The organism is Devosia sp. LjRoot16, from assembly GCF_964252795.1.
Classification (GTDB): Bacteria; Pseudomonadota; Alphaproteobacteria; order Rhizobiales; family Devosiaceae; genus Devosia_A.
Genome location: NZ_CAXUPH020000001.1, coordinates 1,048,287 through 1,066,681 on the forward strand (window position 1 = coordinate 1,048,287; position 18,395 = coordinate 1,066,681).

General features: G+C 67.4%; 16 protein-coding genes. 11 read left to right on the plus strand and 5 right to left on the minus strand.

Annotation, left to right across the window (positions count from 1 at the left end):
- Positions 1 to 87: 87 nt before the first annotated feature.
- From ACSQ23_RS04925 to ACSQ23_RS04935, 3 genes are all read left to right on the plus strand, one after another.
- Complete coding sequence (locus tag ACSQ23_RS04925; RefSeq protein ID WP_436089931.1) at positions 88 to 957, plus strand: NAD-dependent epimerase/dehydratase family protein; 870 nt, start codon at positions 88 to 90, stop codon at positions 955 to 957.
- A gap of 150 nt (positions 958 to 1,107) precedes the next feature.
- A complete protein-coding gene (locus ACSQ23_RS04930; protein ID WP_436089932.1) occupies positions 1,108 to 2,409 on the plus strand; it encodes a PQQ-dependent sugar dehydrogenase in 1,302 nt (433 codons plus the stop codon).
- Positions 2,410 to 2,711: 302 nt separating this feature from the next.
- Complete coding sequence (locus ACSQ23_RS04935; RefSeq protein WP_436089933.1) at positions 2,712 to 3,404, plus strand: outer membrane protein; 693 nt, start codon at positions 2,712 to 2,714, stop codon at positions 3,402 to 3,404.
- Here the strand turns inward: ACSQ23_RS04935 and ACSQ23_RS04940 are convergent.
- The gene (locus ACSQ23_RS04940) at positions 3,392 to 3,880 is read right to left on the minus strand and encodes a winged helix-turn-helix transcriptional regulator (protein WP_436089934.1); all 489 of its coding nucleotides are present in this window, start codon (positions 3,878 to 3,880) and stop codon (positions 3,392 to 3,394) included. The two genes, ACSQ23_RS04935 and ACSQ23_RS04940, sit on opposite strands and share 13 nt — an antisense overlap.
- Before the next feature lie 186 nt (positions 3,881 to 4,066).
- Here ACSQ23_RS04940 and ACSQ23_RS04945 point away from each other — a divergent pair, with 186 nt between their 5' ends.
- A complete protein-coding gene (locus ACSQ23_RS04945; RefSeq protein WP_436089935.1) occupies positions 4,067 to 5,296 on the plus strand; it encodes an MFS transporter in 1,230 nt (409 codons plus the stop codon).
- Between the two features lie 359 nt (positions 5,297 to 5,655).
- Here ACSQ23_RS04945 and ACSQ23_RS04950 read toward each other — a convergent pair whose 3' ends face one another.
- Complete coding sequence (locus ACSQ23_RS04950; RefSeq protein ID WP_436089936.1) at positions 5,656 to 8,202, minus strand: ABC transporter permease; 2,547 nt, start codon at positions 8,200 to 8,202, stop codon at positions 5,656 to 5,658.
- Entirely contained in the window at positions 8,202 to 8,873 is a 672-nt protein-coding gene (locus tag ACSQ23_RS04955) for an ABC transporter ATP-binding protein (protein WP_436089937.1), read from the minus strand. The genes ACSQ23_RS04950 and ACSQ23_RS04955 overlap by 1 nt, the downstream gene beginning before the upstream one ends.
- A gap of 256 nt (positions 8,874 to 9,129) precedes the next feature.
- Here ACSQ23_RS04955 and ACSQ23_RS04960 point away from each other — a divergent pair, with 256 nt between their 5' ends.
- From ACSQ23_RS04960 to ACSQ23_RS04970, 3 genes are all read left to right on the plus strand, one after another.
- A complete protein-coding gene (locus tag ACSQ23_RS04960) occupies positions 9,130 to 9,642 on the plus strand; it encodes a heme-binding beta-barrel domain-containing protein (RefSeq protein WP_156384488.1) in 513 nt (170 codons plus the stop codon).
- 115 nt (positions 9,643 to 9,757) lie between these two features.
- Positions 9,758 to 9,880 (plus strand): hypothetical protein, encoded by a 123-nt coding sequence (locus tag ACSQ23_RS04965; RefSeq protein WP_282569852.1) that lies wholly within the window; start codon positions 9,758 to 9,760, stop codon positions 9,878 to 9,880.
- A 62-nt stretch (positions 9,881 to 9,942) separates the two neighbouring features.
- Positions 9,943 to 10,665 (plus strand): Crp/Fnr family transcriptional regulator, encoded by a 723-nt coding sequence (locus tag ACSQ23_RS04970; RefSeq protein ID WP_436089938.1) that lies wholly within the window; start codon positions 9,943 to 9,945, stop codon positions 10,663 to 10,665.
- Positions 10,666 to 10,932: 267 nt separating this feature from the next.
- Here ACSQ23_RS04970 and cydC read toward each other — a convergent pair whose 3' ends face one another.
- Positions 10,933 to 12,594 (minus strand): thiol reductant ABC exporter subunit CydC, encoded by a 1,662-nt coding sequence (cydC, locus tag ACSQ23_RS04975; RefSeq protein ID WP_436089939.1) that lies wholly within the window; start codon positions 12,592 to 12,594, stop codon positions 10,933 to 10,935.
- On the minus strand, positions 12,591 to 14,324 hold the full coding sequence (gene cydD, locus ACSQ23_RS04980; RefSeq protein WP_436089940.1) for a thiol reductant ABC exporter subunit CydD: 1,734 nt from the start codon (positions 14,322 to 14,324) through the stop codon (positions 12,591 to 12,593). Before cydD ends, cydC begins: the two co-directional genes overlap by 4 nt.
- A 167-nt stretch (positions 14,325 to 14,491) precedes the next feature.
- Between cydD and ACSQ23_RS04985 the strand changes: the two genes are divergently transcribed.
- From ACSQ23_RS04985 to ACSQ23_RS05000, 4 genes are read left to right on the plus strand one after another with little or no spacing between them, the layout of a single operon-like run.
- Positions 14,492 to 16,066 carry a cytochrome ubiquinol oxidase subunit I gene (locus tag ACSQ23_RS04985; protein ID WP_436089941.1) on the plus strand — a complete coding sequence of 525 codons (1,575 nt, stop codon included), beginning with the start codon at positions 14,492 to 14,494 and terminating at the stop codon, positions 16,064 to 16,066.
- A gap of 11 nt (positions 16,067 to 16,077) precedes the next feature.
- Complete coding sequence (gene cydB, locus ACSQ23_RS04990) at positions 16,078 to 17,226, plus strand: cytochrome d ubiquinol oxidase subunit II (protein WP_436089942.1); 1,149 nt, start codon at positions 16,078 to 16,080, stop codon at positions 17,224 to 17,226.
- A 12-nt stretch (positions 17,227 to 17,238) separates the two neighbouring features.
- Positions 17,239 to 17,373 (plus strand): cytochrome bd-I oxidase subunit CydX, encoded by a 135-nt coding sequence (gene cydX / locus ACSQ23_RS04995; protein ID WP_082527805.1) that lies wholly within the window; start codon positions 17,239 to 17,241, stop codon positions 17,371 to 17,373.
- Positions 17,374 to 17,425: 52 nt separating this feature from the next.
- Positions 17,426 to 18,322 carry a lipase family protein gene (locus tag ACSQ23_RS05000; protein ID WP_436089943.1) on the plus strand — a complete coding sequence of 299 codons (897 nt, stop codon included), beginning with the start codon at positions 17,426 to 17,428 and terminating at the stop codon, positions 18,320 to 18,322.
- Positions 18,323 to 18,395: the final 73 nt, after the last annotated feature.

Here is an 18,395-nt window from a genome sequence, read left to right on the forward strand (position 1 = left end):
TGCACACTCCACTGTAGCGACTGACGCGGGGGGTGTTATACGCGACATCGAGATTACGGGGGCAGCCCCGTCTGAGGAGGAACGACTATGCGGGTAGTGATTACCGGGGGCGCCGGAAACCTGGGCAGCAAGCTCCGGGAGCACCTGGAAACGGCCGACTGGGTGGAGGAGATCGTCGCCATCGACGTCGCCCCGTTCACGGCGGGCAAGAAGACCCGGGTGGTGGTTGCCGACCTCGCCGACCCCTATGACGAGCGCTGGCGCAGGGAGGCGCAGGCCGCCGACGGCATCGTCCATTATGCCTCGGCCAACCCGGCGCCCAACTCGAGCTGGGCCGAATCGGCCGCCTCGTTCGACATGACGGCGAACCTGCTCGAGCAGGCAGGCGGCGGCAGCAAGCCCTGCCGCTTCATCTTCGCTTCGTCCAACCACGCCATGGGCGGCTACAAGGATGCGCCGCTGCCGGCCGACGGCAAGCTCCGGATGTCGACGCCGCAGATCAGCGGCACGCGCTATTATGACGACGGCTACAAGTGGGGCTCGGCCTATGGCGCCACCAAGGCGCTGGGCGAGCGCGTCTGCGCCGCCCGGGCTGCTGCCACCAATGGCCGGATCACCGCCGTCTCGACCCGCATCGGCTGGTGCCAGCGCGGCGAGAACCTCGCCACCACCATTGCCGGCAGCGGCGGTGGCGACCGCGGCGAAACCGACCAGGCGGTGATCAAGCGCAATGGGCTGTGGTACCGCAACATGTGGCTGTCGAATGGCGACCACAACCGGCTGATGGTGGCGGCGCTGCGCGCCGACGCCAGCAAGTGGCCGGCCCCGGCGATCGTCGTTTCCGGCATGTCGAACAATACCGGCATGGCCTGGGATCTCGAAGAGGCGCGGGAGTGGATCGGCTACGTGCCCGAGGATAATCTGTGGGCCGACCTCAAGGCCGCCGGGATCGACTAAGGCAAGATTGCCTTCCATGCCGGAGGCAAGTATGCGGCTGGTATGGTGCGCGCCTGAGGTGCGCACCCACGAAATAGGGTCTTTGATTTGTCGCGCTTTCGAACCGGAAAAGTCTCACAACTTTTCCTGAAAACGCTCTAGAGGGACAGCATGAGCTTTGCCGATATCTATGCCCGCGTGGTTGCCTGGGTTGGCGCCGGGGCGATCCTGGCGCGCAGCTTCAACGAACCGAAGCGCAGCCCACTCTACGGCAGCACGCCCGATATCCCCGCGGCGCGCCCGCAGGCGATCCCGACGCTTAAGATGCCGACGGCACGCGGCTGGTCGGGCGACCACAAGCCGACCGCTGCCGCCGGCCTCAAGGTCAACGCCTTCGCCCGTGGCTTGAAGCACCCGCGCTGGATGCATGTGCTGCCCAATGGCGACGTGCTGGTGGCCGAGGCGCTGAGCACCCCGGGCGGCGCCATCAAGACGCCGTTCGACTACGCCATTTTCACCACCATGCGGCGCGCTGCCGCCGTCGGGCAGAGCCCCAACCGCATTACGCTGTTGCGTGATGCCGATGGCGATGGCGTCGCCGAACAGCAGCACACGCTGCTCGAAGGCCTGAACCAGCCGTTCGGCATGCAGCTGATCGGCGAGACGCTCTATGTCGGCAATACCGATGGCGTCTACGCCTACCCGTTCACGGTCGGCGACACCAAGATCACCGCAAGCGGCAAGAAGCTGATGGCGACCAAGCCGGGCGGCCACTGGACGCGGAGCCTCCTCGCCAGCAAGGACCAGACCAAGCTCTATGTCGGCGTCGGTTCGCAATCCAATATCGGCGACAGCGGCATGGCGGTCGAAGAAGGCCGCGCCTGTATCTTCGAGCTCGACCTCACGACCGGCCGAAGCCGCCTCTTCGCCGGGGGCCTCCGCAACCCGGTGGGCCTGGCGTTCGAGCCGACGACGGGTGAGCTCTTCACCGTGGTCAACGAGCGCGACGGCATCGGCGACGAGACGCCGCCCGATTACCTGACCTCGGTCAAGGACGGCGGCTTTTACGGCTGGCCGTATTCATACTGGGGCAAGATCGTCGACGATCGCGTGCCGCAGGATCCGGCGAAGGTGGCGACCGCCATCGCGCCCGACTTCGCGCTGGGTGGCCACACCGCCTCGCTCGGCCTCTGCTGGCTGCCCGAGGGCACGCTCCCCGGCTTTGGCGACGGCATGGCGATCGGCCAGCACGGCTCGTGGAACCGCTCGACGCTCTCGGGCTATAAGCTCGCCTTCGTGTCGTTCGCCAACGGCAAGCCCACGGGCACGCCGCGCGACATCCTCACCGGCTTCCTGTCGCCCGACGAAAAGGACTCCTATGGCCGCCCGGTCGGCGTGGTGATCGCCAAGGATGGCGCCGTGCTGATGGCCGACGACGTCGGCGACGTAATCTGGCGCGTTACTGGGGCTTGAGATTTCGGCCCTCGAGCGCACGGCCTGCGGCCCCACCCCCTCCTAGCTTCGCTAAGTCGCTGAAGCGACAAGCTTCGCTTGCCTCCCCCATCAAGGGGGAGGTGGGGCTGGTGGATTGGGCTGCCTCGTGCCCCACGCACAGTACGGCACCTCCCCCCTTGTGGGGGAGGTTGGGAAGGGGGTGAGCCACGAGCACAAACCTCAAGACTGCCTCCAGCAACTCCCCACTCCCCAACACATGACGCCCACATCACGCAGTTACCCGTAGGTTCGCTTGGCGCGAACTGATGGGGGGCCACACCATGCGAATTTCTGCGCTCATGCTGCTTGCCGTTTTCGGGATGGCGGGCGGAACGGCTGCGGCAGCCGATCTGATCGTCGATGATCCCGAAGCGATCGCCGCGGCGGCGGATTACGATTGGTCCGGCGCCTATGCCGGCCTGTTCGGCGGCGCCGGCAGTAGCGACGTCACGCTGGATGAACCGGGCGGTCTCGCCGACCCGCTCGACCTCGCGGCCGGCGGCTGGCTCGCCGGCGTGCGGGCCGGCTTCAACGCCGAGGCGGGGGTGCTGGTATTCGGCGCCGAGGCGGACCTGGCGAAGAGCTGGATCGGCGGCGACGGCTCGACCACCGTCGGCGCCAACAGCCTCGATTACAGCTACGATATCGACTGGCTCGGTACCGTCACCGGTCGCGTTGGCTACGCCGCCGATACGCTGCTGCTCTATGCCAAGGGCGGGCTCGCCGCCGGTGGGGTGCGCTCGACGCTCACTCCCACTGCGCCGCTGCCGGCGCCGCCGCCGGAGTCCGCTGACGCGGTCGCGACCGGCTGGACCGTCGGGCTCGGCACCGAGTTCGCCTTCAGCGAAAACGCCACGGCCGGCATCGAGTATGATTTCGTGGCGCTCGGCGCCGAGCTCAACTATGCCGGCGGCAGCCTCGATGCGCAGCAGGACCTGCACATCGTCAAGCTCGGGGTGAATTACGGCTTCTGAGCCGCAGCCTGATAGGCGGCTTCGAGCTCCGCCAGCACCGAGCGCCCCGGTTTGGGGGCGCCCAGGTGCAGGTGGCGGAGTTCGGCCATGAAGTCGTCCGCCATCTGCGGCCCGCCCTGAGCCAGCGCGATGGCGCGGGCTGAAAGCTGCGGGCTCGCCGGCAGGAACTGCGCCCCCCAGGCGCCCAGCTGCACCATCACCGGCACCAGCGCGATGGCCATTTCGGTCAGGTTGTAGATGGTGCGCTGCTTGTGATTGGGGTCGGCAGCGGCGGTCACCAGCCCCTCCTCCATCAACCGCTTCAGCCGGCTGGCGAGGATGTTGGTGGCGATGCCCTCGAGCGAGTTGCCATGCAGCTCGCCATAGGTGCGGAAGTTGCCGAACATGATGTCGCGCAGCACCACCAGGCTCCAACGATCGCCCAGCACTTCGACGGAGAGGTTAATGGGGCATCCGGATCGGCGATCCACAGGCACGGCTCCTGACCATAGACGTCTTCGGCATTCCACTTGCAGTTTACAAGCAGTTTGTAGCTGGGTATACAACTTGCAATATGCAAGCGGTTGTGGCGATGATGTCGCGGCAGATATTTTGCGTCGCACTGTCGAATGGCGCCGCCGCCGCTCGTCTAGATGGCAGGATATATCCTGAGGGACGGAACAATGAGCAAGCATTATGGCTGGGTCGTCGTCGCGGCAGGCGCGCTGATCACCTGTGTGGCAATGGGGGCGATGTTCGCCCTGCCCGTCTACCTGCAACCGATGGCTGAGGATACCGGCTGGAGCCGCGCCGGCATTTCGGCGGCGATGACCGTCGGCTTCATCGTCATGGGCGTTTCCGGCTTTGGCTGGGGAACGCTGAGCGATCGCATCGGGGCGCGGCCGGTGGTGCTGATGGCGACCGTGCTGCTCGGGGCCGGACTGCTGCTCGGCAGCCAGGCCAGCGACCTCCTGGTGTTCCAGTTCGCCTATGGCGGGCTGGTCGGCGCGGCAGGCGGCGCCTATTTCGCGCCGATCATCTCGACGACGCTGGGCTGGTTCGACAAGAACCGCAGCCTGGCGGTGTCGCTGGTATCGATCGGCGGCGGCATTGCGCCGATGGTGATCACCCCGTTCGCCAGCTACCTGATCGAGGCCACTGGCTGGCGCAGCGCCATGCTATCCATCGCCATCGGCGCGCTGATCGTCATCGTGCCGGCGGCGCTGCTGATCCGCCGCGCTCCAACGTTGACCGAACCCGCGCCGACCCCGAGCGCCGCGGCGCAACCCAAGCAAGCCTCGACCGGCTGGTCGGCGTTGCGCACGCCGCAGTTCGTCGTCCTCGCTTCGGTGTTCTTCCTCTGCTGCGCGGCGCATTCCGGCCCAATCTTCCACACCGTCAGCTACGCCATGATCTGCGGCGCCTCGGCGCTGGCGGCAGCCAGCATCTACAGCGTCGAAGGCCTTGCCGGGCTGTTCGGCCGGCTGATCTTCGGCGTCCTCGCCGACCGGCTCGGCGTGCGCAAGGTGATCGTCGGCGGCCTCGTGCTGCAGGCCGTCGGCATCTACACCTACATCTATGTCAGTGAGCTGCCCCAGTTCTACGCGCTGGCGGCGGTGCTCGGGCTCGCCTATGGCGGGGTGATGCCGCTCTACTCGGTGCTGGCGCGCGATTATTTCAGCCCGCGGGTGATGGGCACGGTGCTGGGCGGCATGGTGATGACCTCGAGCATCGGCATGGCCTTCGGCCCGGTGGGTGGCGGCTGGCTCTACGATACCTTCGGCACCTACCACTGGCTCTACATCGCCTCGGCCGCCATCGGCATCGCCGCCGCCGCCCTGGCGCTGGCCTTCCCGGCGAAGAAAAAGGACGTGGACCAGGACCAGGTCCCCGGGCAGCCGGTCGCGGCTTGAGGCTTGGCGGTGAGTTGAACCCTCAGGCGGAGGTGGGGTCGGCGAAATGACCCACCGCTTAACCTCCCCCCACCGGATGTCATCCCAGCGAAAGCTGGGCCCCATCCTCACCGCCCGCGCCAGCTGATGGTTGGGTCCCAGCTTTCGCTGGGATGACATCGAGTTGGTGGAACCGCCCGGTGGTCACTTGCACCGGACCCTCTGCTCCCCTCCCCCTTGAGGGGAGGGGTTGGGGGTGGGGGTCCATCGGTGATCACCGCACCACCCCCTCCCTCAATCCCTCCCCTCCTAGCGGACGCGGCAGCGCCGCGGGGGGAGGGAGGCGACCACATCGAGCATCGCGGTCGATCAGCTACCCGTCACGGCTCGCGCAAAAAGCCGGCTGAGCGCCGCTGCAGCACGCCGACAATGGTGGTGGCGCCGAGGAAGCCGGTGATGACGATGGCGCCGAGATCGACTGCGGCAAGCGTCGTCGCATCGAGGGCGAACTCCACCTCGAGCAGCACCAGGGTGAGGATCCAGGCGAGCCCGATGCCGAGCGGCGTCGCCAGCACCGCGGCGAAAGCCGCCAGCAGCACATAGTGCAGCACCGAAACCGACAGCACGTCGAAGCGCTTGGCGCCGAGCACTTTTGAGATCACCGCATCGGCCTGCCGCTGCCGGCGTCCGGTGGCGAGGCTGCCGATCAGCACCAGCAACCCATTGCCCACCGCCAGCCCGCCGACCAGGGAAGCGGCAAGTGACAGCTGGCTCAGGGCCCGGGTGATCTGCTCGAGCGTCGCGCCGATGGCGATGAAGCGGACATCGGGCAGCAAGCTGGCGAGTTCCCGCTCCACTGCCTCTTCGCGTCCCGCCGCAGCGGTCACCGAACCCAGCAGCGTCGATGGGTACTCGTCCAGCACCCCCGGCGAGAAGGTGGCGAGGAAGTCGATGCCGCCCTGCCAGGAGTAATCGCGGAAATTGGCGACCTCGGCGGTGATGGTGTCGCCGAAGATGGCGAAGGACAGCTTGTCGCCGAGCTTGATGCCGAGGCCGGCGCGAAGGCTCTGGTGCAGCGACACCAGCGGCGCCCCCTGGTAGTCGACCGGCCACCAGTCCCCTGCCACCAGCTTCGAGGTCGCCGGCAGCACCTGCCGAAAGGTCAGCGGGATCTCACCCGAGAGCAGGAACGATGCCTCGGGTCCCCGCGGCTGCAGTTGCTCCACCGGGGTGTCGTTGATGGCGCTGAGCGCGCCGCGCAGCATCGGGGTTGCGGCAAAGGCGGTGATATCGCCGCCTTCGTCCTTCAGCTTCTGCAGCGTATCGACCTCGTCGGAGAAGAGATCGGAGGCGACCAGGGTCGGCGCGTCGAACACCGAGGCGCCCAGATACTCGTTCCTGAGGTTCACCTGCAGCACCAGCACCACCACCAGCATGGCGAGCGCCAGGCCGACCGAGATCACCACCGAGGAGGCGTTGGAGCCGGGGCTCGAGATATTGCGCAGCGCGTAGCGCAGCACGCGGTTGGACGGCTCAGGCGACTTCCGCAGCGCCTGCCGCGCGAGGAAAATGCCAAACTGGAACAGCACCACCGACAGCACGCTGACAATGGCGAAGGCCGCGACCAGCATCGAATCGTTGGTCATGATGACGGCGAGCCACAGGAACAGGGCGGCGGCCAGCACCAGGGGCACGATGCGCGCCGAAAAGATCAGCCCGGCCCAGTCGATCGGCGGCGCGGCGAGCCCCTTGGAGCGGAACAGCGTCACCGGGCTAATGGTCTGGGCCTGCTGCAGCGGCAGGTAGGAGAAAGCGAAAGCGATGAGGAAGCCGACGCCGGCGGCCACCAGCAGCGGCTGGACATGCAGGGTCGGCGCCAGTTCGACACCGACGGCGGCGCCGATGGCCGGCAGCGCCACCAGCGCGGTGCCGGCGCCGACGACGAGGCCGATGCCGACGCCAACGCCTGCGAGCGCCGCGATCTGCGAGAAGAAATGCACGAAGATGCGGGCCCGTCCGGCGCCCATGCTGCGCAGCACGGCAATGACATTGGCGCGCTCGGCGACATAGGCCGAAATGCTGGTCCAGACGCTGACCCCGCCGATGAGCAGCGAGGCGAGACCGACGATCACCAGGAAGCGCATGAACAGGTCGTAGTAGCGCACCATGGGGCCGAGGCCCTCGCGAGCCGAGCGGATGGTCCAGCTGGGGTCGGCGAGGGCGGTTTCCAGCGCCGCCTTGCCGCTATCGGCGTCGCCCTCGGTCAGCACCAGCTTGTAGCGAAAGAAGGTGCCAAGCCCCGGGAGCGGCGAGGTGCGGTCGGAGAGCACCGCCAGCGCCTCGGTGGTGATGACGGCGGGGAGGCCCAGCCGGAAGCCGCGTACGGCGGCATCGGGCAGGCCGCCCAGCGCGCCGCGCGCGACGAACTCGGTGCCGGCGATCTCGAGCGTGTCGCCGACCTTGATGCCGAGCTGGTCGAGCATCAGCGGACTGACCAGCGCGCCGAACTTGCCGTCGCGGAAGGAGAGGAAGGCAAACGGCGTCTCGCCCGAAGGCAGTTGCGGGCTGTCGACCGCGCCGAGCAGCGGATAGGTATCGCCCACCGAGATCAGGTCGACAAAGGCGCTCTGATTGCCGACTTCGGCGCGCACATTGGTGTCGACGACATAGGACACCCGCCCGAAGCGCGAGATCAGCGCCAGCTCGTCGGCGGTAGCCTGCCGGTCGGCGCGCGACAGCTCGACATCGCCGCCCATCAGCACGGCGGCGTTTTCTTCCACCGCCTGCCGGATGCTGGCGCCGACCGAACTGACGCCTGATATCAGCGCCGTGCCGACGGCGAGGCAGATGATCAGGAGGCCGAAGCGCCGCAGGTCACCGCGCATATCCAGCAGGCCGATGCGGATGGCCGCGAGGACAGCACGCATCAGGCTTGGACCGAACGGGTTTCGACCAGCTCGCCCGATGTCATGGTGAACACCCGGTCGGCGCGCGCCGCCAGCGACGGATCATGGGTGATCAGCACCACCGCGGTGCCCTGCTGGCGGGCCAACTCGAACATCAGCTCGACCACCACCGCGCCGGTCTCCTGGTCGAGGTTGCCGGTCGGCTCGTCGGCCAGGAGCAGCCGCGGCTTGGCGATCATGGCGCGCGCCAGCCCGACGCGCTGCTGTTCGCCGCCCGACAAGGCCGCCGGCCGATGCTGCAGCCGGCCGCCGAGCCCGACCGCCTCGAGCGCCGCCGCGGCGGCCTCGCGGGTCTGCGCCAGCGACAGGTCGGGCGAGGCGATCTCGAGCGCCAGCCCGACATTGTCGAGCGCGGTCAGCGAGGGGATGAGGTGAAAACTCTGGAACACGATGCCGAGCGTATGGCGGCGGAACACCGCCAGATCGTCTTCGCTCAGCCCCGACAAATCCTGCCCGGCGACCACCACCTTACCGGACGTGGCGCGCTCCAGTCCGGCCAGCAACATCAGCAGCGAGGTCTTGCCGCTGCCTGAGGGCCCGACGATGGCCGCGACTTCCGAAGCTTCGACCCGGAGCGAGACGTTCCTCAGAATGTGAAGCGGCTGTGAAGCGACCTCCAGAGTGTAATTCACCCCGGACGCATCAACGATCGGCTGCGCCGCCGGGACACGCGGACTGGAGCTGTGGTCTTGACTTAGGGCCATTTGGGACTTGCGGTAGGGGACAAACCAAAAGAATGTGCAGGCCGCTCTTGCTTCTTACTGCCCGCCGCATGATCTCTGGCATCGTCGGGCGGGCAAGTCAAAATGGAAGCGGACCGAATACCCGGCCGCTTACAGATTTCAGCGTTACTAAACGCTAGAACGCCGTTGGAGGGCGTGGGACGAGATGAGACAGCACCTGCATGCCGCTATGGCCGTCACCGCCATGACGCTGGCGGGAATGGCGACGCCGGCGATTTCCGGGCCAGTGGAAGTCCTGGAGTCATACGTGGGCGACTGGAAGGGAGCGGGTGCACTGGTCGGAGGCCAGAACCCCGAACCGTTCAAATGTCGCCTCGGCATTTCCAAGGGCAATTTGAACAAGATCAACTATGCCGGCCGGTGCAGCCTGATCGACATGAACCTGTCGGTCAGCGGCACCATCGCCTTCGACGACAAGGCGCAGCGCTACCAGGCGGTGATGAGCTCGAATGCCGGCTTCACCGGCGTCGCGGTCGGCCAGATTAAAGGCGACACGATCAATTTCGACCTGCGCGAGAAGCAGCAGGATCGCGGCGGCAATGATGTGCGCATCGGCTCGCGGATTCTGCTCGAGGGCAACGCCATCACCGTCGATTTCGAGGTCGAGTTCAACAATTCCGGCCAGGTGCTGACGGCTTCGGTACCGTTCTCGCGCTGAGGCGCTAACCCGGCAGTTCTGTCCAAGCCACGGAAATCGCGACGCTTTTGATCTGGATCAAGGCGTCGCGTACCGTTGCGTGGTGATCTCTCTGCATCAAGCAGAGAGCATAGATATGCCGCCCGAAGCCGCCATCGTCGTTACCGCCGTCCTCGCCGCCTTCAGCCTGCTGATGGGCACGCTCGGCTGGGTGATGTGGTACACGCGAAATACGCCGCGGCCCGCCCCCCGAGACTGAATGCCGCGTGCGACAAACCTCACCATCCGCCACGCCGCAGGACGGTGTAAGGCTCACCCGCGATGGGCGAGCGTCTGGACATCCACAATTCCGAGACCCCCGTGCTGTGCCGCAGCTGCGAAGCGCGTCACCGAGGCATGTGCGGTGCGCTGAAGCCGGATGAGCTGATCGAATTCGCCCGCCACACCCGCAAGGAACGGCACGAGCATGGCGACGAGCTGATCGGCGACAGCATGGCGATCCACGCCTACGCCAATGTGATGCGCGGGGTGATCAAGCTCAGCAAGGTGCTGGAAGATGGCCGCCAGCAATTGGTCGGCCTGCAGTTCGCGCCGGATTTCCTCGGCCGGCTGTTCGGGCGGGAGAGCGTCGTCACCGCCGAGGCGGCTTCGACGGTCGACCTCTGCGTCATCCCGCGGCCGGCGCTCGAACAGATGATCGCCAGCACCCCGGCGCTCGAGCACCGGCTGATGCAGCAAACGCTGCGCGAGCTCGACGAAGCGCGCGACTGGATGGTGACGCTGGGCCGCAAGACCGCGCAGGAAAAGGTCGCAAGCTTCCTCTATCTGATCGCCATGCATGCCGACCCCGCGGCGGAGGCGAGCGACGGCATCAGCTTCGAGCTGCCGCTCAGCCGCTCGGATATCGCCGATTTCCTCGGCCTCACCATCGAGACGGTGTCGCGCCAGCTGACCAAGCTACGGCAGGCGGGGGTGGTCATGATTACCAATAACCGGACGGTCGAGGTGCCGGACCTCGAGGCGTTGCAGGGGCTTTGCGGGTAGGTGAAGGGCTGGTGGCGAGGTCGCCGCGTGCATCGTGGCCAAGTCACACCCCCTCCGAGCTGCGCTAGATCGCTACGCTCCCAAGCTTCGCTTGCCTCCCCCGTCAAGGGGGAGGTGAGCATCGAGTTTGTGGCTGGATACCGACACAAGCACCAGCCGGCACCCTCCCCTTGACGGGGAGGGATGGGGTGGGGTGGGCAACGCGCGCGATGTTCGCGGGAGGCACGCCATTCCCGACCTGATTTTTCTCAAGCGGAGCTGGGCCTTTCAGTGGTGGCGAACCTCCGCTAACCGCCCTGCCCGCAATTCCAGCACCCGGTCAAACGCGTCCGGTACCACCGCGTGAGTAATGACAATGGCCGTGCGGCCGCGGGTCAGCTCCGGCAACTCGGCGAGAAACGCTGCCTCGGTCTCGGCATCGAGCCCGCTGGTCGGTTCGTCGAAGACGATGACGTCGGCGCGCGACAGGAGGGTGCGCGCCAGGCAGATGCGGCGGGCCTGCCCGGCCGAGAGGGTTCGGCCTGCCTCTCCGACCACGGCGTCGAGCTGCCCGGGCAAGCCGCGAACGAGCTCCGCCAGATGCACCACCTCGAGCACGCGCCACAGCGCGGCATCATCGGCATCGTCGCGCCCGATGCGAAGGTTGGCGCGGATGGTGTCGAGAAACACCGGCGCATCCTGGGTCATCAGCGCGACCCGCTGGCGAAGCTCGGGGCCGGCCACCTCGCGGAGATCGCTGCCGTTGAGGCGCACAGTGCCGGCGTCAGGGTCGACCAGCCGCAGCAGCAGTTGCGCGATGGTCGACTTGCCGGCGCCGCTCGGTCCTGTGATGGCGACGCATTCACCGCTCCGGACCGCAAAGCTCAGCCCGTCGAGCACCGGGTGCTGCGGGTCGTAGCCGAAGCGCACCGCTTCGAAGCGCATATCGCCGCCGGCCGGAATCGGCAGCGGAGCGGCCGGTTCGGCGACGGCGGGCGCGCTGCTGGCGATGGCCTGCAGCCGGTCGGCAGCGGCGGCGGCTCCGGCGAGCCGCGTGGCGCTGCGCACCAGCATGGCGGAGGCTTCGAAGCTGGCGAGCACCGCCAGCAACAGGCCGGCGAGCAGCGGCCCGTCGATCGTACCGGCCTCGAGCGCCGCGAAACCGGCCACCAGGGTGCCGAGCAGGGCACCGCCGGCCAGCAGTTGCACCAGCGCCGAAGCCAGCGCGGCGCGCAGGCCAAGCCGTCGGCGGGCCTGTGCCAGCCGCGCCGATGCGGTTGCAGCGCTCGCCGCAGCCTCGCCTGTAGCGCCGAACAGCACCAGGTCCTGGTGCCCGTCGACGCCATCGAGCACGGCCTGGCGCAGCGCCGCGCCAGCCGCGACGACCTCGCTGCCGACAGCGCGCGAGGCCAGCACCAGCCCCACCGGCACCAGCAGCACCGCGGCAAAGAACAGCAGCGCATAGACCAGGGCCGCGCCGGGCAAGGCAAGCGCCAGCGCCACGGTCATCGCGGCGCCGGCCAGTACCGCGGTGCTGATCGGCCCAAGCGCCACGAGGAACACCGTATCCAGCGCCTCGACATCGGCGAGCAGCCGGCTGACCAGGTCGCCTCGGCCGAAGCGCCGCGCCAGCGGGACCAGCGGAAACAGCCGTGCAAACAGCCAGGCCCTGAGGTCGGACAGCAGCCGCAGCGTCATGTCGTGACCGCTGAGCTTTTCGCCGTAGCGCGCGAGGATACGGATGAACGACAGGCCGCGGACGCCTGCCGAAGGCGCAAAGATGTTGAAGGCCGAGCCGAGCGTGCTCAGCGCCGCCGCGGTGAGGAACCAGCCGGAAAGCCCGAGCAGACCGATGCCGGCGAGCAGCGTCAGCAGCGACAGCAGCACGGTGAGCACAATCGGGCCCTTCAACCGCCCCAGCAGTGGCGCAAAGGCGAAGATGGCTCTCATGCCGCCCCCACGTTGCGATCGGTGATGACCGGCTTCGGCGCCGGCAGCAGCTTGCCGCCGGCGATGCGGAACACTTTGTCCATGCGCGCCGCGACAGCCCGCGCGTGGGTGGCGACGATGAGCGTGCGCCCACCGGCGAATTCGGCGAGGCCATCGAGCACCAGCGCCTCGGTCGCGGCATCGAGATGCGCCGTCGGCTCGTCGAGCAGGATCAGCCCGGGATCGCGCAGGTAGATGCGGGCCAGCGCAATGCGCTGGACCTCGCCGCCGGAAAGGCCCAGCCCGTCCTCGCCGAGGTGCGTCGCCAACCCCTCGGGCAAGACGTCGGCGAAGTCGGTGACCCGCGCCAGCTGCGCCGCCTGCCGCGCCGCCGCATGATCGGCGTCACGCCGCCCCAGCCGGATATTGTCGGCAATGCTGCCGGCGAACAGCCGTGGCCGCTGCCCCAGCATGGCGACGCGCTGCCGCAGCTCCGGTTCAGCGATTTCGGCAAGCGCCCGCCCGTCGATGCGGATCTCGCCGCTGAAGGTCCGCAACCCGGCAATGGCCTCGAGCAGGGTCGACTTGCCGATGCCACTGGCGCCGAGGATAGCGATCCGGGCGCCGGGCTCGAGGGTGAGGTCGGCGGCGGCGAGCACCGGCCGCCCGGTCGGGTCGTCCAGCGCAACGGCACGCAGCTCGAGCGTCGCAGCGCCCGTCGCGACGGCAGCCGCGGTGACGGCGACCAAAGGCGTCGCTTCCCCCGGCAGCGCATCGAGTTCGCGCTCGATCTCGGCCACGGCGGCCCTGGCCGAGGCGCGGTCGTGGTAATGCGCCGCCAGCAGGCGCAGCGGCTGGTACACTTCGGGCGCCATCAGCAGCAGGAACATTCCGGCGGCGAGCGTCAGCTCGGTGCTGTGGACGTTGACGAGGTCGAGGAAAGTCAGCCCGACATAGAGCGCCACGCCGGCGACGCCCAGCGCGGCGAAGAATTCCAGCACCGCCGAGCTGAGGAAGGCGATGCGCATCACCCGCATGGTGCGCACCCGCAATTCTTCGGAGGCGAGCCGCACCCGCGCCGTCTCCGCCGCGTCCTGCCCGAACAGCTTCAGCGTCACCAAGCCGCGCAGCCGGTCGGCGAAACGGCCGCTCAGCCGGTTCAGCGCGGCGGCCTGCGAGCGGCTCGCGGCTTCGGCGCCCCAGCCGGCCAGCGCCATGAACACCGGGATCAGCGGGGCCGAGATCAGGAACAACAGCCCGACGATCCAATCGACCGAGAAGGCGATGACGGCAAAGCCGATCGGCAGGATCGCCGCCTGCAGCATGGCCGGCAGGTAACGGGTGAAATAGCCGTCCAGCGCCTCGACCTGTTCGAGCACGGTGCTCGACAGCGCCCCGGAGCTCTTCGAGGCGGTCCAGGTCGGGGCGCGGCGCAGCAGGTCGGCGCCCAGCCCGGCGCGCAGCGGCGCCTTGATCGCTTCACCGAAGCGCACGGCCGCGACTTCGCCGAGGCCACCCAGCGCGATGCGAATGACGAGGATGCTCGCCAATAGCGCCAGCTGCGGCAGCAGCGTCGTGAGCCCAGCGCCCTCGACGATGGCGCGATGCAGCAGTCCCGCCAGCACCATGGCCTGCGCCACCAGCAGCGCCCCGGCCAGCAGCGGCAGGCCGAGCACGGCGGCGAGCAGTGGCCGGTCGGCTGCCGCGAGGCGGTTCAGCCAGCGCCCCCCGATTTTCGCCTTATCGTCCATTGACCTACCGTGTGGAGAAGGTCTCCAAATCTGGCTTATAGTCATGCGCATCGCCTTGATCTGGATCAAGGCGATGCGATGCGAATGCATGTACTGCGGCAAGCATGCCGGCCACCTGGTGCAGACTTGTTTGTGCAGACTTGGGCCGGACAACACGAGGCATCCCCATGGTCGATCCCATCGTCGTCGATCTGTCGCGCATCCAGTTCGCTGCGACAGCGATGTACCATTTCCTGTTCGTGCCCCTGACGCTGGGCCTGTCCTTCGTGATGGCCATCATGGAGAGCGTCTACGTGATGACCGGACGCGTCGTCTGGCGCAAGGCGACGCTGTTCTGGGGGGTGCTGTTCGGCATCAACTTCGCCATGGGCGTCGCCACCGGGGTGGTGATGGAATTCCAGTTCGGCATGAACTGGAGCTATTACAGCCACTATGTCGGCGACGTGTTCGGCGCGCCGCTGGCGATGGAAGGGCTGATGGCCTTCTTCCTCGAAGCGACGCTGGTGGGGCTGTTCTTTTTCGGCTGGGATCGGCTGAAGCCGGTGGCGCACCTCGCCGTCACCTGGCTGGTGGCGCTGGGCGCCAATTTCTCGGCGCTGTGGATCCTCATCGCCAATGGCTGGATGCAGAACCCGGTGGGCGCCGCGTTCAACCCCGACACCATGCGCATGGAAGTCACCGACTTCATGGCGGTGCTGTTCAACCCGGTGGCGCAGGCGAAGTTCGTCCACACCGTCTCGGCCGGCTATGTCTGCGGTGCGGTGTTCGTCCTGGCGGTGAGCGCGATATTCCTGTTGAGCGGCAAGCACCAGGAACTGGCCAAGCGCTCGATCGTCGTCGCCGCCAGCTTCGGCCTCGCCTCGGCGCTCAGCGTCGTCGTCCTCGGTGACGAGTCGGGCTATGTGGCGACCGAGCACCAGAAGATGAAGATCGCCGCGATGGAGGCGATGTATCACACCGAGCCGGCCCCGGCCGCGCTCACCCTGTTCGCTATTCCGGGCAGTGATGGCCGCCCGGCTTTCGAAGTGCAGTTCCCCTGGGTGCTCGGGCTCATCACCACGCGCTCGCTCGATCGCGACCTGCCGGGCATTACCGAGCTCACCGAGCGTGCGGCGCTGCGCGTCGTCAATGGCGTCGAGGCCTACAAGGCGCTCAACGCGCTGCAGGCGAACCGCAATGACGGCGCGGCGCGCGACACCTTCAACGCCGCCAAAGCCGACCTCGGCTATGCGCTGCTGCTGAAGAAGTACCGGCCCGATGTCGAGAACGCCACCGGCGAGGAGATCGCCAAGGCGGCGCTCGATACGGTACCGGACGTGTGGCCGCTGTTCTGGAGCTTCCGCGTCATGGTCGGCGCCGGCTTCTTCTTCATCGCCTTCTTCGCGCTGTGGTTCTGGAAGGCCTCGACGCACCGGATCGAAAAGCCGCGCTGGCTGCTCTGGGTAGCCGTCGCCGCCCTGCCGCTGCCGTGGATCGCCATCGAAGCGGGCTGGTTCATCGCCGAGTATGGCCGGCAGCCCTGGGTGGTGGAGGGCGTATTGCCCACCTTCTACGCCGCCTCGGGGCTCAACTTCTGGGATCTGGTGATCTCGCTGAGCTTCTTCATGCTGCTCTACACGGCGCTGCTCATCGTCATGGTCTGGCTGATGGTTCGCACCATCAAGCACGGCCCCTCCGACAAGCTGAACTTCGATCAGTCGGTCGAGCCGGTCGAAACCGCCACGATCGCCCCCGCCAAGTAAGGAACAGCCCGATGAGCACCATTCCTCTCGACTATGAAACGCTGCGCATCCTGTGGTGGGCCCTGCTCGGCATCCTGCTGATCGGCTTTGCCGTGATGGGCGGGCGCGACCTCGGCGTCGGTACCCTCCTGCCGTTCGTCGCCAAGACCGATGAAGAGCGGCGCGTGCTGATCAACCTCGTCGGCCCGACCTGGGAAGGCAACCAGGTGTGGCTGATCCTCGGCGGCGGCGCCATCTTCGCCGCCTGGCCACAGCTTTATGCAGTTAGCTTTTCGGGATTCTACATCGCGATGATCGCCATCCTCCTGGCGCTGATCATCCGGCCGGTGGGCTTCAAGTTCCGCGGCAAGGTCAGCGATCCGCGCTGGCGCGCCACCTGGGATGCGGCATTGTTCATCGGCGGCTTCCTGCCATCGCTGATCTTCGGCGTCGCGGTCGGCAATGTGTTTCTCGGCGCGCCATTCCAGCTCGATGTGACGCAGCGTGTCACCTACACCGGCAACTTCTTCGGCCTCCTGACGCCGTTCGCCCTGCTCTCAGGGCTGGTCAGCCTCACGATGATCGTGACGCAGGGCGCCACGGTGATCGCCGGCCGCACCGATGGCGAGATCGCCGAGCGAGCGCGCAAATATGGCCGCTGGTCGGCGCTGGCGACGATCGTGCTGTTCGTGCTTGGTGGGGTGCTGGCGCTCTACGTGCTCGAAGGCTACCGCCTGGTCGGCCCGCCGATGACCATCGCCCCGTCGAACCCGCTCGGCAAAGAGGTGGTGCGCGAGGTCGGCGCCTGGGGCGGCAATTACGGCGCCATGCCGTGGACGATGGCCCTGCCGATCCTCGCAGTATTCGGCAGCCTCGTTGCCTGGTGGGCGCTCGGCGCCCGGGCCCGACTGGTGGCGCTGCTCGGCTCGAGCCTTGCGATTTTCGGCATCATCGCCACCGCCGGGTTGTCGCTGTTCCCGTTCCTCTTGCCCTCGTCGATCGACCCGCAGTCGAGCCTCACGGTGTGGGACGCCTCGTCGAGCCAGCTGACGCTGTTCGTCATGCTGTGCGCCGCGATCGTCTTCCTGCCGATCATCCTGATCTACACCAGCTGGGTGTTCCGGGTGATGCGCGGGCCGGTAACCACCGCCAGCCTCAACAAGAACCCCAACGCCTACTAAGGAGACAATCGGATGTGGTATTTTTCCTGGATCCTCGGCGTCGGCCTCGCCTGCAGCTTCGGCATCCTCAACGCCATGTGGTTCGAGTTCCGCGAGGATGCGCTGAAGTCGAAGGCCCAGCCCGACGACAGCCGTCCCGCCACCTGACAGCGCGGCGCGGTCTGTGGCATGGTCCCCGCAGTGAGACAGCGGGGCCAAAGTGAGCGCGGACCGGGACGACAGACTGACGGCGTCGGCGATCAGCCGGCGCATGGTGCTCGGCGGCCTTGTCGCGCTGCCGATCGCCGCCTGTACCTCGATCAGCCCGCAGGCACTCAACAGCCTCGGCAGCAAGGTCGACAAGGCGAAGGTCGATTTTCCGCTCCTGCATCAGATGGCCCGGCGCGCCGACGACTCGCAGCGCAGCGAAGCCGAGATCCGTGGCCGGTGGCCCAATGTGACCAAGGTTGGCCAGATCCCGGCGGTCGGCGTGCGCTACGTGGTCGAGCAGGATCACGGCAAAAAGGCGCAGTACCTGTCGATGCCCGGCTCGCTGAACCTCAAGGACTGGCTGGAAGACTTCGACATCTTCCTCAAGCCCGAAGCCCGGCACGGCATCCCGCTGCACCGCGGCTTCGAGGACAGCGCGCTCGCCGTGCGCGCCGAAGTCGCGCCGCAACTGCGCAAGGATTACCGGACTTACGTGAGCGGCTATTCGATGGGCGCCGGCATCGCCGCGGTGCTGTCGCTCTATTTGAGGGATGACGGCTACAGCCTCGCCCGCACCACCACCTTCGGCCAGCCACGGGTGACCAATGCGGTGGGTGCCGGCAAGCTCGCCAGCCTGCCGATCACCCGCGTGGTCAATGTCGACGACTTCGTCTCGATGGTGCCGACCTTCCCGTTCGAGCATTTTGGCGAGGAGGTGATCCTCCATCCGGGCGCCGATTTCGTCTACCTGACGCACCAGGATGCCAATGCCATCTCGATCGGCGAGATCTGGCGCGAGAGCCACGGGCTCAGCATCGCCAACCACGCGTCGGAACTCTACGTGGCGCGGCTGGCGCAGAAGCTGAAGGGCGCGCAAGCCGTGCCGTATTTGGCGCGGCTGACGTAAGCGCTTCGAGCGAGCACCGGCCGTGCCACACCCGTCCCCTCGCCCCTCTGGGGAGAGGGTAAGGGTGAGGGGT

Bases quoted from the DNA above. Each gene is read 5' to 3' on its own strand.
- ACSQ23_RS04925 (WP_436089931.1), top strand. From the start codon at position 88: ATGCGGGTAGTGATTACCGGGGGCGCCGGAAACCTGGGCAGCAAGCTC.
- ACSQ23_RS04930 (WP_436089932.1), top strand. From the start codon at position 1,108: ATGAGCTTTGCCGATATCTATGCCCGCGTGGTTGCCTGGGTTGGCGCC.
- ACSQ23_RS04935 (WP_436089933.1), top strand. From the start codon at position 2,712: ATGCGAATTTCTGCGCTCATGCTGCTTGCCGTTTTCGGGATGGCGGGC.
- ACSQ23_RS04945 (WP_436089935.1), top strand. From the start codon at position 4,067: ATGAGCAAGCATTATGGCTGGGTCGTCGTCGCGGCAGGCGCGCTGATC.
- ACSQ23_RS04950 (WP_436089936.1), bottom strand. From the start codon at position 8,202: ATGCGTGCTGTCCTCGCGGCCATCCGCATCGGCCTGCTGGATATGCGC.
- ACSQ23_RS04960 (WP_156384488.1), top strand. From the start codon at position 9,130: ATGAGACAGCACCTGCATGCCGCTATGGCCGTCACCGCCATGACGCTG.
- ACSQ23_RS04965 (WP_282569852.1), top strand. From the start codon at position 9,758: ATGCCGCCCGAAGCCGCCATCGTCGTTACCGCCGTCCTCGCCGCCTTC.
- ACSQ23_RS04970 (WP_436089938.1), top strand. From the start codon at position 9,943: ATGGGCGAGCGTCTGGACATCCACAATTCCGAGACCCCCGTGCTGTGC.
- cydC (WP_436089939.1), bottom strand. From the start codon at position 12,594: ATGAGAGCCATCTTCGCCTTTGCGCCACTGCTGGGGCGGTTGAAGGGC.
- cydD (WP_436089940.1), bottom strand. From the start codon at position 14,324: ATGGACGATAAGGCGAAAATCGGGGGGCGCTGGCTGAACCGCCTCGCG.
- ACSQ23_RS04985 (WP_436089941.1), top strand. From the start codon at position 14,492: ATGGTCGATCCCATCGTCGTCGATCTGTCGCGCATCCAGTTCGCTGCG.
- cydB (WP_436089942.1), top strand. From the start codon at position 16,078: ATGAGCACCATTCCTCTCGACTATGAAACGCTGCGCATCCTGTGGTGG.
- cydX (WP_082527805.1), top strand. From the start codon at position 17,239: ATGTGGTATTTTTCCTGGATCCTCGGCGTCGGCCTCGCCTGCAGCTTC.